The sequence below is a fragment of the Monashia sp. HAY1-11D genome, from assembly GCF_056868035.1.
Window position 1 is genome coordinate 4,495,519 of record NZ_CP200320.1, and the last position, 15,190, is coordinate 4,510,708.

Below are 15,190 nucleotides of genomic sequence, written 5' to 3' on the forward strand. Positions count from 1 at the left end.
TCCCGCACCGGTGGCCGGCCCCACCGGTGGCCGGACACGACGGAGGGCGCCCCGGCGAACGGGGCGCCCTCCTGCTGACGAGGACAGCGTGATGCGGCCACCACGAAGGGTGGAGGTGGCGGGAATTGAACCCGCGTCCGATGACGAGAGACCAGGGCTTCTCCGGGCGCAGTGCGCTGTGGACTTTCTCGGCCCCAGGGCTCGCACGCACACGTCCCCTGACAGGCCCAGTCGAGAAGGAGTCCCGCGCAGCCCCCCGACATGACTGCGCAGCAAGTTCCCTAGCTGACGCCAGGCTCTGAGTCGGGAACTACCTCAGGCTGACGGACTTCGAGGCTCGCTCAGGCGGCGAGGGCGAAGTCGGTGCGCTTGGAATTGGCACCTATTGGTTTGCAAGGAGCGTTGACGAGATGACCTTGCATCCTCGGCCCGCTTCCCCTGGTGTGTCGACCACCGTCGAAACCGATCACCCCCATGGGGGCGACCGCATCACGCTGTTCACTTGTCAACGCCCGCTGTCGCGGGAGACCACAGTATGCCTGAGGAACGTCGCGCACGGCCATCGCATTCCCGGACCGGGCCCCCACCCTCTAGGCTGCGGCCACGACACGCACCCTCGCACGAGCCAGGAAGGTAGGTCCGATGCCACACGAGGTCCGGTCGCCCGTGGGCAGCGGCCCGGCGGACGCACCGCGGTGGCTGCCGGCTGCGGCCGGCTCGGTCGACACCTCGGACGAACCCGCCGTCGGTCTCGTCAGGGCGCCCTTCGGGGGGATCGTCGTGCCGGCGGTGCGCCCCGGTGACCACGTCGAGGCCGGCGGCGTCGTCGCCACGATCGAGGCGACCAAGATGGAGGCCGCGGTGACCAGCCCGGTGGCGGGCACGGTCGCGCGCCTCGCGGTCGGCCGCCACGCGCACGTCGCGGGCGGCGACGTGCTCGTCGTGCTCAGTGCAGCGAGCGCACCAGCCTGAGGGCCTCCTCGACCGACCCGGTGACGTCGGGCACCGGGAAGATCGTGCCGCGCACGACCCGCTCGTGGTCGACGACGAACGTCAGTCGCCGCAGCCGCGTCGTGCCACCGGCCCGGAAGGTGGGCAGGCGCAGCGCCGTCGTCAGCTCGAGGTCGGCGTCGGACAGCAGCGGGAAGGCGATGCGGTTCGCGGCCCCGAAGTCCGCCTGCTCACCGGCCCGCTGGGTCGAGACGCCGACGACCGCGGCACCGGCGGCCGCGAACTCGGCGAGCCGGTCGCGGTAGGTGCAGGACTCGAGGGTGCAGCCGACGCCGCCGGGCACCTCGTCGGCGCCGGGGAAGCCGGTGCCCGGGTAGCAGTACACGACGGTGAGCGGAGCGTCGGTGACGGGATCGAGGCCGGCGAGCGCCGGCACCGGGCGGCCGACGAGGTCGGCGACGCGCGTCGCCTCGGTGGAGTCCTCGGCGGCGAGGGCGCTCGGGCGCCCGTCGCCGAGCAGCCACGTGTCGCCGAAGTCCTGGAGCGCTGCAAGAACCGGGAGGGCGCCCCGGCCGCGCGCCGTCAGGACGTAGTCGTGCCGCCGCGGATGGTCGGTGTAGCGACGGCGGTGCAGGAGGCCGTCGTCGACGAGCGCCTCGAGCCGCTGGGCCAGGACCTTGCGCGAGATGCCGGTCTCGTCGACGAGCTGGTCGAACCGGGTGCGACCGCCGGCGACGTCGCGGAGCACGAGGAGCGTCCACGGGTCGCCGATGACACCGACGGCCTGCGCGATGCCGCACGGGTCGTCGGGTCGGGTCCGGCGCCGAGTCACTCGCCCAGTCTAGTCAGTTCCCAAAAGATACTCACTGTGGTCTGATGAGACGGTGCCCGCGTCGCCGTCCGCGCCCTCCTCCGCGTCCTCACCGCTTCGGTCGCTGCCCCGCGTCGTCTGGGTCCTCGCCGCCGGCCGGTTCGTCGGCTCGGCGAGCAGCTTCCTCATGCTCTTCCTCGTCCTCTACCTCACCGGTCCGCGCGGCATCGGCGTGGTGGCCGCGGGCGTCGTCGCGGGCAGCAACGGCGTCGGGATGCTCCTCGGCAACCTCACCGGCGGCCGCTTCGGCGACCGGTACGGGCACCGTCGCGCGCTGCTCTGGGCTGCCAGCGTCACCGGCGTGCTCACCGCGACGATCCCCTGGCAGCCGGTGTGGCTGCTCGCGGCGACGATGCCGGTGGCCGGCTACCTCGGAGCCGTCGCCGCGGTGAGCCAGGGGGCGCTGGCCGCCCTCGCGGTGCCGGTGGGCTCCCGGCGCCCAGCCGTCGCCGTGAGCCGCGCCGCCTCGAACGCGGGGTTCGTCGTCGGCCCGCCCCTGGGCGCCCTCGTCGCGGCGTCGGGCTTCGACGTCCTCTTCGTCGTCGACGGGATCCTGACCCTGGTGCTGCGCCACGTGACCTCACGCCTCCTGCCCGACGAGCCCCCCGTGACCGCCGCTCCCGACGCGCCCACGGGACTGTGGCGCGCCCTGCGTGCCGACCGGGCACTCGTCGTGCTGCTCTGTGGCGCCGTGCTCGTCGACCTCGTCTACCGCCAGCTGTACTCGACGCTGCCCCTGCACCTGCGTGACTCGGGACAGCCGCTCGGCCTCTACACGGCGCTCGTGGCGCTCGGTTCCGGCCTCATCCTCCTCCTCGAGGTTCCGGTGGCGCTGTGGCTGCGGCATCGGCCCGCGGTGCCGATCATCGCCACCGGGTATGCCCTCGTCGCCGCCGGCTTCGCGATCGTCGGCTGGCAGACCGTCGGCGTCGCCGCGGCCGCCGTCACGGGCATGATCGTGCTCACCGCGGGTGAGATCCTCTACAAGACCACGGCCACCGCGCACGTCCTGGACGCCGCCCCCGACCACCTCGTCGGTGGCTACCAGGGCCTCTACACCGCTGCGGCGACGAGCGGCTCGATGCTGTCGGCTCCCCTCGGGGGCGCCCTGTACGCCGCGCGACCGAGCCTGCTGTGGCCCGCCTGCGCCGTCGTCGCCGGGGCGGGCGCCGTGCTGGCCGCGGCCTCCGGCAGGCTGCGGCGCCCGGGCGACGAGGCGGCCTCAGCGCAGCGTCGGCAGGGCCTGGTCCGCGAGGAGGGCGCCGCGGAAGAGGTCGCCCCGTGACTCGAGCCGGGCCGGCAGCGTGCGGATCGTGAACGCGTCGGGTCGCAGGTCCGGGTCGTCGAGCTCGTCCCACGCGATGGGGGCCGAGACCGGGGCCCCGGCGCCGGCGCGCGGGCTGTAGGGCGCGACGAGGGTCTTGTTGACGGCGTTCTGGGTGTAGTCGAGCCGGGCCAGGCCGCCGCGCTCGCGCTTGTGCCACGACCAGCTGACGACGTCGGGCGCCACCCGGCCGACCGTGCGCGACACCGTCTCGACCCAGTGACGCGTCTGGGCGAAGTCGGGCCCGCGGGCGATCGGCACCCACACCTGGATGCCGCGACGGCCGGTCACCTTCGGGTAGGCCCGCACCCCGAGGTGCTCGAAGGCGGTGCGGTGCAGCCGCGCCAGCTCGACGACCTGCTCCCAGGAGGTGTGCTGGCCCGGGTCGATGTCGAACAGGGCGTACGTGGGCCGGTCCGGTGCGTCGGTCCGCGAGGTCCACGGGTGCCACTCGAGACCACCGAACCCGGCCGCCCACACGAGCGCGGCCGGCTCGTCGACGACGAGGTAGGTCCGCGTCTCGTCGCCCTCCGCTGCGGGGTTGTCCCAACGCGGCAGCCAGGCCGGCGCCTTGTCCGGAACCGCCTTGTGCCAGAAGCCCGGTGCCGCCGCACCATCCGGGTACCGGTGCAGGTTGAGGGCACGGCCGCGCAGGTACGGAAGCACGACCGGGGCGATGCGCGCGGTGTAGGCGAGCAGCTCGCGCTTGGTGACGGCGGGCTCGCCCGCGCGTGGCGGGAAGAGCTCCTTGTCGAGGTTGGTGACGCGCAGGCGCCGGCCGAAGACCGTCCAGTGCCCTTCGCGACCGAGGCCCTCGAGGGCGTCCAGCTCCTCGTCCGTCGGCCCGGCCGCCGCTCCCCCGAACGGGCCGAGCTCGACGGACGCCTCACCGGCCGGCAGGTCGGAGCGCCAGAGCCGCTCCGGGTCGGCCCGCACCTGCTCGTTGGTCCGCCCCGTGAGGACCGACGTCGGGTGGTCCTCCGCGTCCCAGCCGGGAACGGCGGACCGGTCGTGCTTGTGCAGCAGCAGCCACTGGTCGCGGTCCCGGTCGGACCCGCTGCGCACGAGGGCGAACCGGCCGCGCAGGCGCTCCCCGTACAGCTCGGCGTGGAAGTCCCCGTCGCTCACGGCACGGGCGGGATCGTCGGTGCCGACCGGCTCCCAGGTTCCCCGGTCCCACACGATGACGTCGCCCCCGCCGTACTCCCCGGCGGGGATGACGCCCTCGAAGACCTCGTACTCCAGCGGGTGGTCCTCCACGTGGACCGCGAGCCGGCGCACGTCGGGGTCGAGGGTCGGGCCCTTCGGCACGGCCCAGCTGACGAGCACCCCGTCGATCTCGAACCGCAGGTCGTAGTGGAGTCGACGTGCACGGTGCCGCTGGACGACGAACCGTCGGCGGCGTCCCCCGTCGCGATCGTCGCCTGCCTCGCCGGCCGTGCCGGGGGCAGCGCCGGCCACCTCGGGGCCCGGGTCGCCCGCGGGTTCCGGCGTGCGCGTGAAGTCGCGCTTGCGGCGGTACGGCGCGAGCGCGTCGCGACGTCGCCGACCCTCCTTCGACGCGTCGCTGCTGGCCGCCATGCCCCGCCCGTACCCGATCGCGCCCCGGTGCCGCGGGGCCCGTGCCCCCGTGCCGCCCGGGCCGCCGGCGCCCCTCCGTCAGTCCCGCCCGGGCCGCCGGCACGGCGAGCGTCGACTGGGGCGAGACGCGCCATGTATCACGGCGAGGGGGGTGCAGCACTGAGTGGCGCGAGCGTCGCGTCTCGGGGGCTGACCGTCAGGAGCCGCCACAGGGGTCTGCGCGACCGACCCGGCGCCCGCGCTCCCTGCCCGGACGCGACCGCGTGTCGGCGCGCTGCCGGGCGCCCACCCAAGGATGGAGACCTCCCATGCGTACCACCGCCAAGCTCGCCGTCGCCGCCGCCCTCACCCTGGCCACCGCCAGCGGTGGCTACGGCGTCGCCAACGCCGTCACCGGCTCGACGCCGTCCCCCTCGCCGTCGCCGGCCGACACGGCGGCCACCGGGGTCACGGCGCGCTCCGCCTTCGCGACCACGACCCAGCCGAACCCCATGGCGGTCTACGTACCGCTGAAGAACTGCCGTGCCGTGGCCACGGCGACCGCCGGTGGCAAGATCCCCAACGGTGCCACCCGGGACTTCCAGATCACCGGGACGACGGGGTTCCCGGCGCAGGGCGGCACCTCCGGCGGTTGTGGCATCCCGAGCTACGCGACCGCCGTCAGCGCCCGCATCACCTCCACGGCCGCGGACGCGAACGGGGCCTTCATCGCCTACCCGACCGGCACGCCCGTCGGGCAGGGCAGCCTCTACTACGCCAAGGGCGTCAACGTCACGACCGGGGCCAACCTGCAGATCGGCACGGGCGGCAAGGTCACGGTCAAGAACGTCCTCGGCCCGGCGCACCTGGCCATCGACGTCAACGGGTACTTCACGCCGCAGATCCAGGCCCACGTCGAGCTCGACGGCTCGCTCACCTCGGGCACGCCCCTGGTGACGGGCTCCTCGCGCACCGCCACCGGCGTCTACGTCGCCACGGTCGCGCGCGACGTCAGCGCGTGCTCGGCCCACGCCGACCCCGACGGCTCGGGCGGGTTCATCTCCAGCGCGGTCCCGTCCGGCAGCACGGTGGCCGTCTACACCTACAACCTGGCGGGCAGCCCGACGAACATCCGGTTCACGCTCAGCGTCACCTGCTGAGGACGGCACGCGCAGGACGGCGGGGGCCGGCGGGAGACCGCCGGCCTTCGTTGGCCTGCCTCAGCGCCGCTCGAGGGCATCGAGGGCCGAGGGCATCGAGGGCATCGAGGGCTCGGGCCTCACCACGAGCCGGACGAGGAGCCACCGCCGCCACCACCACTGAACCCGCCGCCACCGCTGAACCCCGACGAGCCGGACGAGCCGGGGGTCGAGGTGAAGGTGCCGGTCGAGGTCGTCGAGAACGAGTCGACGCCGTCGGCGATGCCGGTGAAGTCGGGGAAGGTGCTGCCGCTCCAGACGTACCAGGTGGGCATGAGCAACGGCTGGTTCGCCGCCTCCGCCGCCCGGGCGACGTCGGCGAAGGTGCGCGCCCACCGGTCGGCGACGCCGAAGACGACGGCGTAGGGCAGGTACCGGCTGAAGATGTTGCTCGCCTCCTCGAAGGCGATCTGGCCCGCCTCGGCCGTGACGAGGTACTCCTTGAAGCCGAGCGCCTGGGCGTTGACGGCCGACCCCTCGGCCGTCTTGGCGGCCATCTTGCCGCCGAGGAACCACGTGATGCCGCCGGCGACGACGAGCCCGGCCCCGAGGGCGAACCCGCCGCTGAACCCGGTGCCGAGCAGGGCGCCGATGGCAGCCCGGCCGTAGAAGAGGAGGAGACCACCGATGACGGCCAGCACGATGCCGAGTCCCTGCCAGAGCCCGCGCTGGGCCTGCGGCGAGGACCGGAACCAGCTGCGGCGCACGACCTCGCGGTACATCTCGGCCTGGATCGACCGCAGGGTGTCGGCGAAGGTGTTCTTCAGCTCGGACAGGCGAACGACGTCGCCGCGACTGCCGAAGATGCCGTCGAGGACCATCCGCTCGTAGGGCAGGAGGCGCTCGGCAGCGGGCGCCGGAAGACGCGTGAGCGTCCAGTCCGTGCGGCCGAACATGCCGCCGCCCTCGGTCTCCTCGATGCGCAGGAAGCCCCGCACCGCGAGGTCGATGACGGTGGCGGAGACGTCGATCGGGTTGGCGGTCTCGTCGATGACGACGCCGACCATGCCCGGCTGGACCCCGGCCGGCGGCTGGAACTGGACGGCGACGGTCTCCGCCGCCCGGCGCGTCGTGGCGGCCACGGTCGTGCCGTCCCCGGTCGCGCCCGTCCCGGAGGTCGGGCGCGCCGCCAAGGTGGGCGTCGGTGTCAGGCCCGGTGTCAGGGCCGGTGTCAGGCCCGGTGTCATGTCCGCGTAGCGCTCGTCCCGGCCCCGCGTCCACACCAGGGTGCCCATGACCGCGAGCGCGATGACGGGCGCAGCGATTCCCCCGACCCACGCGGCCGCGTTGGCGGCCGGGGCCGCGTCGGAGCCGATGGACGAGGCGGCGTCGCCCTGCCGCACGTCGGGAAGGACGCGTCCGAAGGCCGTGGCGGGATACGACGCGAGGACCGTCATGGCATCACCCGGCCCGAGCCGGGAGGCCGAGAACGTCGCGGGGTCACCCGGCAGGCTCTGGCACGCCGCGTCCGAGCGCGTCTCCCCCTTGAAGCAGCCGACCTTGGTGGCGGCCGCCGGCGCGGTGACCGTGATCCGCACGGCGTCGCGCGGGGTGGTCTCGTTCGCTCCGAAGACGTTGTAGTACAGCTCGACGGTGCTGGCGCCCTGGCCGTCGGTCGCGGGCGAGCCGTCCGCACGGATCGGGTTGAGCACGTCGTGCAGCGTGTAGCGAACGACGTAGACCTGCGTGCCGCTCGTGTACGCGTCCGCGCTGCCGATGCGGATCTCCTTGGCCGCGCCGTTGTCGCTGACGCGGAAGGCGTCCGGCGCACCGGTCGGGCTCGAGACGGCGACGTCGGTGAGGTCGTAGTAGCGGTAGCGGCCCGGGTCGTCGTTCCAGCCCATCCGCACGACGACGTCGCGGAAGATGCCGTGCTTCTGCTCGCCGCTCGGGAACCGCCACTGGATGGTCTCGGTGACCTTCATGCTGCCGTCGGCCTGCAGGTCGTAGTCCGCCGCGAACGAGGTCATGCCCTCGTCGCCGACGGCGTGGGCCGCCGTCGCCGGCCCGAGGACGAGCAGGACGGCGGCCCCGAGGAGCCCGAGGAGCGCGAGGAGGGTGCCGCGCGTCAGGGCCGGTCGGCGCCCTGCGGCATGCTCGTTCGTCGATCCCTGCATCGCTCCTCCACCGGTCGGGCCTGAGTGCATCCTGTCACCCGACGCGGCGGACGCGGCAGTGGTTCCCGGCGGCGGGGCGCCCGGGTCAGCGACGGCGGTTGGCGGCGCTCATGGCACGCTCGGCCTCGCGCCGGTCCTGCCGCTCGCGCAGCGCGTGACGCTTGTCGTAGGCCTTCTTGCCGGTGGCGAGGGCGATCTCGACCTTGGCGCGGCCGTCCTTGAAGTAGAGGGACAGCGGCACGATGGTGCGCCCGCTCTCGCGGGTCTTGTGGGCGATCTTCTCCAGCTCGGAGCGGTGCAGGAGCAGCTTGCGCTTGCGGCGTGGCGCGTGGTTGTTCCACGTGCCGTTGAGGTACTCGGGAATGTGCACGTTCTCGAGGTAGAGCTCGTCGCCGGTGAACATCGCGAAACCGTCGACGAGCGAGGCCCGGCCCATCCGCAGTGCCTTGACCTCGGTGCCGGAGAGCACGATGCCGGCCTCGAACGTGTCCTCGATGAGGTAGTCGTGGCGCGCCTTGCGGTTGCTCGCGATGAGCGACCGCCCCTTCTCCTTGGGCACCGGACCGTCCTTCCACTCGTCGACCGGGGTGCGCCGCAGGACGCGACGGCGGACCAACGCTACCCCGGCCGGCCGGTCACCACCGAGCGGGTTTGCGACGCGCCGCCGATGGACCTCTGGACGAGGTGGGTCAGAGCCAGATGCGGGGGTTGACCGGGGTGCCGTCCTCGTAGACACCGAAGTGCAGGTGGCACCCGGTCGAGTAGCCGGTCGTGCCCGAGTAGGCGATGAGCTGGCCGCGTTTCACCGAGCCGCCGAACCGGACGATGCTCGTCAGGTGGTTGTACGTCGTCACGAGGTCGACCCCGCGGTGGATGCCGTGGTCGATGACCACCTGGTTGCCCCAGCCGCTCGCGCGCCAGCCGGCCCGGATGATCTCGCCCGGCGCGGCCGCGTAGACGGGCGTGCCGCAGGGGATGCCCCAGTCGAGGCCGTCGTGGAGCATCCACTTGTGCAGCACGGGGTGCCAGCGCATCCCGAAGCCGGACGTCGTGGGGCCGTTGGCCGGGTAGGACAGGTAGTTCGACGGCGTCGAGTCACCGGTGCTCACGGGGGGCGGGATGTGCGGCGTGTAGTGGTGGCCGCGCTTCTTGGCGGCGGCCGCCTTGGCCCGCTCGGCCCGGATCTTCGCCGCGCGCTCCGCCCGCAGTCGCGCCAGGCGCTGCTGCTCGCGGATCTTGGCCTGGCGGGCCCGCTCGACGAGGATCGCCTGCAGGCGGGCGGACTCCGCCCGAGCAGCCGCGAGGTCGGCCGCCTCGTTGGCCTGCTGCTCCTTGAGGTCCGCGGCGTAGGCCACCTGCCGCTGCTTGAGGGAGTCCAGGGACGCCTTGGCCGCCGCCGCGTTCTGCGCGGCGGTCACGGCGTTGTTCTTCGCCACGACGGCCTGGTTGCGGGCCTGCGTCGCGGCGGCCGACGCGGACTCGGCGTTGCGCAGCGCGATCTCGGCCTGGTGCTTGAGCTCGGTGATCTCGCCGCGGACGGAGGTGAGGTAGGCCTGCGTCGAGGTGTTGTCGACGGTCATCGCGGCGAGGGCGTCGATGGTGTCGCTCGCGACGGTCGAGGCCGTGTCGGCCATGACGAGCTTGTCGGCGAAGTCCTGCGGCGAGGTGGCCCCGAACACGAGGCCGAGCTGGGACTGCTGGTCCGAGCCCTGGAAGACCTCGGCGGCGTACGCGTCGAGGGCATCCTGGCTCGTCGTGAGCTGGGTCGAGCCTTGGCGAGCCGCTCGGTGGCGCGGGCCTCGTTGGCCTTGGCCACGGCCAGCTTCTGGGCGACCTCGTCGTTGTGGGCGCGGGCCGCGGCCTCGGCGGCGATGGCGCGCTGCTCGGTGGCCTCGGCGGCCTGCTGCGCGCTGACCGCCCTGGCCTGTGCCGCGAGTGCCGACGCCACGCGCTGCTGGGCCACGGGCAGCGCCGCGTTGGTGCGCTGGAGGTTGACGTAGGCCCCGGCGAGCTTGGTGTTCGTCCCCTCGAGCTGCTGGCCGAGGGAGGCGATGCGCTGGTCGTTGCGCCTCTTCTGGTCGCTGACGGAGTCGGCGCGGGCCACGAGGGCGCTGGCCAGCGAGACGGTGCAGGCGACGACGAGTCCCGCGGCCGTCAGCTTGGTCGCGACAGGGACCCTCTCCGAACGCCTCCTGAGCCACATAGGTTTCATTGGTACCACACGCCTCCGCGGATGGGGAAGGTTCGGGACAAATTGCGCCCCGACGCCGACGTGCGCGCTTCGCTGGTCAGACCCGCAGGTAGCGGCGCAGCGTGACCCAAGACGTGACCGTCGCCAGGCCGATGACGCCCACGACGATGAACGGGGCCACGTAGAACACGTCGGCCACCCCGATGAACGCGGTGTCCGTCAGGGTCGTCGAGAGGAAGCCGACGACGCCGTAACGGACGGTGGCCCACAGCATCGCCATGGCCAGGACCGCCCCGAGGACGCTCGACAGGACGGTCTCCATGACGAACGGGAAGCGGATCGTGAAGTTCGAGGCACCGACGAGCCGCATGATGCCGGTCTCGCGGCGCCGGCTGAAGGCGGTCTGGCGGATCGTCGTCGAGATGAGCATGACGGCCGCGAGGACCATGAGCGAGGACAACGCGATCGCGGCCCACGAGACCGTGTTCATGAAGGTGAAGAACTTCTCGAGGAGCTTCTTCTGGTCCTGGACGTCGGCGACGCCGGGCATGCCCTTGATCGAGCTGGCGACGACGTCGAACTTGTCGGGGTCGTTGAGGTTGACGCGGTAGGAGTCGGCGAAGTACGACTCCCCCGCCCGGGCCAGCGGCGAGTTCTTGTACGTGTCCTTGAAACGCTGGAAGGCCTCGTCGCGCGACTCGTAGAAGACCTCCTTGACCGTCGGCTTGAGCGCCTCGAGCTCGTCCTTGATGGCCTGACGCTGGGCGTCGGTCGTGGCCTCGCCGGCGCAGTTGGTGTACCGCGTCTTCTCGGCGCACAGCAGGACGGTCACCTGGACGCGGTCGTACCAGTAGTCCTTCATCGTGTCGACCTGACGCTGGCCCATGAGGCCGAGCCCGAGCAGGTACATCGAGATCATCGTGACGATGACCACGGACAGGGCCATCGACACGTTGCGTCGCAGGCCGTTGGCGATCTCACCGAGCAGGAACTGGATCCTCATCGTGGTCCTCGCTCAGCGCTCGCTCGTGTGGACGGCCTTCTGCCGCCTGAAGATGCCCCCACGGGGTCGTGGCTCGTCGGCGTCTCGCCCGATGGGCGGGAGCGTGTTGTCGTCGGGGTCGTCAAGGCCGTCAAGGCCGTCGGGGCCGTCGGGGCCGTCGGGGTCGGCATCGTCCCAGCCGTCGGCGACGTCGGGCGTGGCCGGGGCAGACGCCGCGACCTGCTCGGCGCGCGACGTCTCGTCGAGCCGGACCCGGGGCAGGCTGCCGGTCGTGTAGTCGCTCGCCTCGATGTCGCTGACGAGGACGCCGTCCCGGAGCCGGATGACGCGCTTGCGCATCGCGTCGACGGTGACGGTGTCGTGGGTGGCCATGACGACGGTCGTGCCGACGCGGTTGATGCGGTCGAGCAGCTGGACGATGCCGAGGCTCGTGTCGGGGTCGAGGTTGCCGGTGGGCTCGTCGGCGAGCAGGATCGCCGGTCGGTTGACGAAGGCGCGCGCGATGGCGACGCGCTGCTGCTCGCCGCCGGAGAGCTGGTGCGGCAGACGCTTCTCCATGCCCGACAGGCCGACGAGGTCGAGGGTCTCGGGGACGATCTGGCGGATCCGCGACCGGCTGCTCCCGAGCACCTGCAGGGCGTAGGCGACGTTCTGGAAGACGGTCTTGTTCGGCAGGAGGCGGAAGTCCTGGAAGACGCAGCCGATCTCACGGCGCAGCGCAGGCACCTTTCGGTCGGGCAGCCGGTCGAGCTCGCGGCCGGCCACGAGGATGCGCCCCGCGGTCGGGTCCTGTTCCTTCATGACGAGCTGCATCATCGTCGACTTGCCCGACCCGGACTGGCCGACGACGAAGACGAACTCACCGCGCTGGACCTCGAGGCTGACCGCGTCGAGGGCGGGACGCGTGGTCCGCGGGTAGGTCTTCGTGACGTTCTCGAAGAGGATCATCGGTCGGGCCTCGGCTCCTGCAGACTGCGGCTGGGCGGTGGCCCGGCTGCCGGCGTCCGGTGGTGGCGCGGGCACGACGGCAGGCGGGCCGCTACGAGGCTACGGGCGCGAGGGGGCGAAACCCGGGCACCTCGCCCTCACCGGGCGTGGCGCGCCGTGCGGACGCGGCGGGAGGGCCCGCCGCAATGCGTCAGACCTTCGCGTCGGCCTTCTTCTGCGCGATCTGCCAGCGGATGCCGGCCTCGATGAAGCCGTCGATGTCGCCGTCGAAGACGGCGGTCGGGTTGCCGGTCTCGAACTCGGTACGCAGGTCCTTGACCATCTGGTACGGGTTGAGGACGTAGGAGCGCATCTGGTCGCCCCAGCTCGCTTTGACGTCCCCGGCCATCTCCTTCTTCACCGCGGCCTCCTCCGCCTTGCGCTGCAGGAGCAGGCGGGACTGGAGGACGCGCAGGGCGGCGGCGCGGTTCTGGATCTGGCTCTTCTCGTTCTGCATCGAGACGACGATGCCGGTCGGGAGGTGCGTCATGCGCACGGCCGAGTCGGTCGTGTTGACGCTCTGGCCGCCGGGGCCGCTCGAACGGAAGACGTCGATCTTCAGCTCGTTCTCGGGGATGTCGATGGAGTCGTCGCTCTCGATGAGCGGGATGACCTCGACGGCGGCGAAGCTCGTCTGGCGGCGGCCCTGGTTGTCGAAGGGGCTGATGCGCACCAGGCGGTGGGTGCCGCCCTCGACCGACAGGTGCCCGAACGCGTAGGGGACGTTGACCTCGAAGGTGGCCGACTTGAGGCCCGCCTCCTCGGCGTAGGAGGTGTCCATGACCTTCGTCGGGTAGCCGTGGCGCTCGGCCCAGCGCAGGTACATCCGCATGAGCATCTCGGCGAAGTCCGCGGCGTCGACGCCGCCGGCACCGGCGCGGATCGTCACGACGGCCTCACGCTCGTCGTACTCGCCCGACAGCAGGGTGCGCACCTCGAGCTCGCCGATGTCCTTCTTCAGCGTGGCGAGGTCGCGCTCGGCCTCCTCGAGGGTGGCGGCGTCGTTCTCCTCCTGGCCCATCTCGACGAGGGTCTCGAGGTCCTCGATGCGCCGGTCCATCTCGACGACACGGTCGCGTTCGGAGTTGGCGCGGCTCAGGGCACTCGTCACCTGCTGCGCCTTGTCGGGGTCGTCCCACAGGTCGGGGGCCGAGGCCTGCTGCTCGAGGTCGTCGATGGTCCTGGCGAGCGCGTCGAGGTCGGTGACGCCGCGCACGGAGTCCATCGTCGCGCGCAGGTCCTTGATCTCTTGCGTGAAGTCAACAGCCACGATGGGACAGCCTACGGCAGCACGTGCGGTGCTCGGGCGTCGTCGGGCCGCCGTCGGGCCGCCGTCGGACTCCCGTCGGACTCCCCCGAGGCGCGCGGTGAGGGTGGTGCGGCCCGGCCGCCCGGGCGCCAGTGCGCCCCGGTCGCTGCGGGAGCGACCGGGGCGCCGGGGCGATGCCGGGACCGGGACCGCGAGGGGTGGGGTGTCGCGGCCCCGGCCGATAGTGGCGGGGGTCCGTCCGGTCACGGCCTGTCAGTACACGTCCTTGGACATCCAACGGATGTCGTAGCTGCTCGGCGCGGTCATCATCGTGGTGGAGCTCACCGTCGGGTACATGACGCTGCGCGTGCTCGTCGAGTGCGGCAGACCGCCGCAGTGGCCGAGCTCGTGGATCATCGTGTGCTCGCCGAGCGTCCAGGACGCCAGGATGGGGTCGAGCTTGATCGAGCAGGCGCTGATGACGCCGCCGTTGACCGACAGGGAGGCGCCGCCGACGCTGTCCAGCCCGGTCGTCGGCATCTCGAAGACCACGGTGATGTTGGCCTTGCTCGGGTCGGACGTCGTGACGACGTTCCATCCGGACTTGCGCCACTCGGACACCGCCTCGGCGACCTTGACGTACGTGTTGCCGCCGGTGCCGTCGTACACGACGGCCTGCGTCGTCCAGTGGCCCCAGTACGCTGCCTCGGCCGAGCCACTCGGGCTGGTCTTGGCGCCGGACTGGACGGGCTTGGCCGCCACCGACGTGGCGGCTGTGGCGAGGGTGAGACCGATCGTCGCGAGCGCGACGACGAGGATCCGCTTCATGGACCAACTCCTGGGGGACCAGCCACGGGGGCTGCAGGTGACGGGGGACGTTTCAGGGCCCGCGGGGGTTCGGGTCCCTTCGATGGTGCGCTCGGTTGGCTTTCGCCCACGTTAGCGGCGTATGTCCCTTTTCCTCCCCGTTTCCGTAAAGTCCGCCACCCGGGTTGCGGCGTGGCGACACGCCGACGGCCCGGCATCGTGGTTGAATGCCGGGCCGTCGGCCCATCCGAGGCGGTCTCAGCAGTAGCGGTAGCCGGCGCCGGTCGAGCTCCAGGCGCACGTGTCGACCAGCGAGCCGGACGCGTTGCGCAGGTAGGCGGTGTCACCGGTGTTGTTCCAGACGTACCAGGAGCGGTTGTAGTACCGGTTCGTGCTCGTCGCCGTCCCGCGGCCGGTGCGGATCGTGACCGTCGCGCCGGCCTTGAGCGTGAAGGTCGGGAACCGGTAGGTGTAGCCGGTCCTGTCGCGCAGCGTCCAGCCCGTGATGACGCGGTTGCTGCGCGTCGTGTTCTTCAGGACGACGTACTCCGCGTTGAGGCTCGTGTTGCTGCCGGTGTCCGACCCCGGTGAGTCGTACTGGACCTTGTAGACCATGACGGCCGGCAGGGCCTGGGCCTGCGTGGCAGCGGTGACCGGCCCGAGCAGGCCGAGGGCGATACCCGTCGCGGCGGCGACGGCGGTGGTGCGAGTGCTCACGGTTGCGTTCCTCGTTCGTCGACGCGCGACCGGTTGCCGCGCGAGGTGCGTCGGCCGCTCCGGCGGGCAGGAGCCGGTGCCGGACCCGGCGGACCGGCGGACCCTTGCCAGGAGAAGGAAGCCAGGGCCCGGATGCGGTGACGCACGAGAAACCTAGGTCGGGAACGCTTGCCCCCGCGGCGTTTTGGGCGAAGTGCCCGAATCAGCCCCTCGC

14 protein-coding genes and 1 other RNA gene are annotated in these 15,190 nt (G+C 72.2%); 3 read left to right on the top strand and 12 right to left on the bottom strand.

Annotated features, from left to right (window positions below; all coding sequences use genetic code 11):
• Positions 1-107: 107 nt before the first annotated feature.
• Positions 108-474: a transfer-messenger RNA gene (gene ssrA / locus AC1VM9_RS20770) on the bottom strand.
• A 168-nt stretch (positions 475-642) separates the two neighbouring features.
• Here ssrA and AC1VM9_RS20775 point away from each other — a divergent pair.
• Complete coding sequence (locus AC1VM9_RS20775; protein WP_481345290.1) at positions 643-972, top strand: biotin/lipoyl-containing protein; 330 nt, start codon at positions 643-645, stop codon at positions 970-972.
• Here AC1VM9_RS20775 and AC1VM9_RS20780 read toward each other — a convergent pair.
• The gene (locus tag AC1VM9_RS20780) at positions 947-1,783 is read right to left on the bottom strand and encodes a winged helix-turn-helix transcriptional regulator (protein WP_481345289.1); all 837 of its coding nucleotides are present in this window, start codon (positions 1,781-1,783) and stop codon (positions 947-949) included. The genes AC1VM9_RS20775 and AC1VM9_RS20780 overlap by 26 nt on opposite strands.
• Positions 1,784-1,835: 52 nt before the next feature.
• Here AC1VM9_RS20780 and AC1VM9_RS20785 point away from each other — a divergent pair, with 52 nt between their 5' ends.
• Positions 1,836-3,107: an MFS transporter gene (locus tag AC1VM9_RS20785; RefSeq protein WP_481345288.1), complete on the top strand. Its 1,272-nt coding sequence runs from the start codon at positions 1,836-1,838 to the stop codon at positions 3,105-3,107.
• On the opposite strand, the gene AC1VM9_RS20790 is transcribed toward AC1VM9_RS20785, so the two are convergent.
• Positions 3,045-4,727: a DNA polymerase domain-containing protein gene (locus AC1VM9_RS20790; RefSeq protein WP_483123880.1), complete on the bottom strand. Its 1,683-nt coding sequence runs from the start codon at positions 4,725-4,727 to the stop codon at positions 3,045-3,047. The two genes, AC1VM9_RS20785 and AC1VM9_RS20790, sit on opposite strands and share 63 nt — an antisense overlap.
• Positions 4,728-5,035: 308 nt before the next feature.
• Here AC1VM9_RS20790 and AC1VM9_RS20795 point away from each other — a divergent pair, with 308 nt between their 5' ends.
• Positions 5,036-5,866: a hypothetical protein gene (locus tag AC1VM9_RS20795; RefSeq protein WP_481341270.1), complete on the top strand. Its 831-nt coding sequence runs from the start codon at positions 5,036-5,038 to the stop codon at positions 5,864-5,866.
• A 119-nt stretch (positions 5,867-5,985) separates the two neighbouring features.
• On the opposite strand, the gene AC1VM9_RS20800 is transcribed toward AC1VM9_RS20795, so the two are convergent.
• The 9 genes from AC1VM9_RS20800 to AC1VM9_RS20840 all read right to left on the bottom strand — a co-directional run bounded on the left by AC1VM9_RS20800 (position 5,986) and on the right by AC1VM9_RS20840 (position 14,976).
• A complete protein-coding gene (locus AC1VM9_RS20800) occupies positions 5,986-8,022 on the bottom strand; it encodes a DUF2207 domain-containing protein (protein WP_483123882.1) in 2,037 nt (678 codons plus the stop codon).
• Between the two features lie 85 nt (positions 8,023-8,107).
• Entirely contained in the window at positions 8,108-8,581 is a 474-nt protein-coding gene (smpB, locus tag AC1VM9_RS20805; RefSeq protein ID WP_481341272.1) for an SsrA-binding protein SmpB, read from the bottom strand.
• Positions 8,582-8,711: 130 nt separating this feature from the next.
• Positions 8,712-9,701: a M23 family metallopeptidase gene (locus AC1VM9_RS20810; RefSeq protein ID WP_483123883.1), complete on the bottom strand. Its 990-nt coding sequence runs from the start codon at positions 9,699-9,701 to the stop codon at positions 8,712-8,714.
• Positions 9,599-10,225 carry a hypothetical protein gene (locus AC1VM9_RS20815; protein ID WP_483123885.1) on the bottom strand — a complete coding sequence of 209 codons (627 nt, stop codon included), beginning with the start codon at positions 10,223-10,225 and terminating at the stop codon, positions 9,599-9,601. Before AC1VM9_RS20815 ends, AC1VM9_RS20810 begins: the two co-directional genes overlap by 103 nt.
• An 85-nt stretch (positions 10,226-10,310) precedes the next feature.
• The gene (gene ftsX, locus AC1VM9_RS20820; RefSeq protein ID WP_481341274.1) at positions 10,311-11,216 is read right to left on the bottom strand and encodes a permease-like cell division protein FtsX; all 906 of its coding nucleotides are present in this window, start codon (positions 11,214-11,216) and stop codon (positions 10,311-10,313) included.
• Positions 11,217-11,228: 12 nt separating this feature from the next.
• On the bottom strand, positions 11,229-12,239 hold the full coding sequence (gene ftsE / locus AC1VM9_RS20825) for a cell division ATP-binding protein FtsE (RefSeq protein ID WP_481345283.1): 1,011 nt from the start codon (positions 12,237-12,239) through the stop codon (positions 11,229-11,231).
• A 115-nt stretch (positions 12,240-12,354) separates the two neighbouring features.
• Positions 12,355-13,473: a peptide chain release factor 2 gene (gene prfB / locus AC1VM9_RS20830; RefSeq protein ID WP_481345306.1), complete on the bottom strand. Its 1,119-nt coding sequence runs from the start codon at positions 13,471-13,473 to the stop codon at positions 12,355-12,357.
• Positions 13,474-13,725: 252 nt separating this feature from the next.
• Complete coding sequence (locus AC1VM9_RS20835; protein ID WP_481346209.1) at positions 13,726-14,280, bottom strand: matrixin family metalloprotease; 555 nt, start codon at positions 14,278-14,280, stop codon at positions 13,726-13,728.
• Positions 14,281-14,517: 237 nt separating this feature from the next.
• Positions 14,518-14,976: a lamin tail domain-containing protein gene (locus AC1VM9_RS20840; RefSeq protein WP_483123886.1), complete on the bottom strand. Its 459-nt coding sequence runs from the start codon at positions 14,974-14,976 to the stop codon at positions 14,518-14,520.
• Between the last annotated feature and the right edge of the window lie 214 nt (positions 14,977-15,190).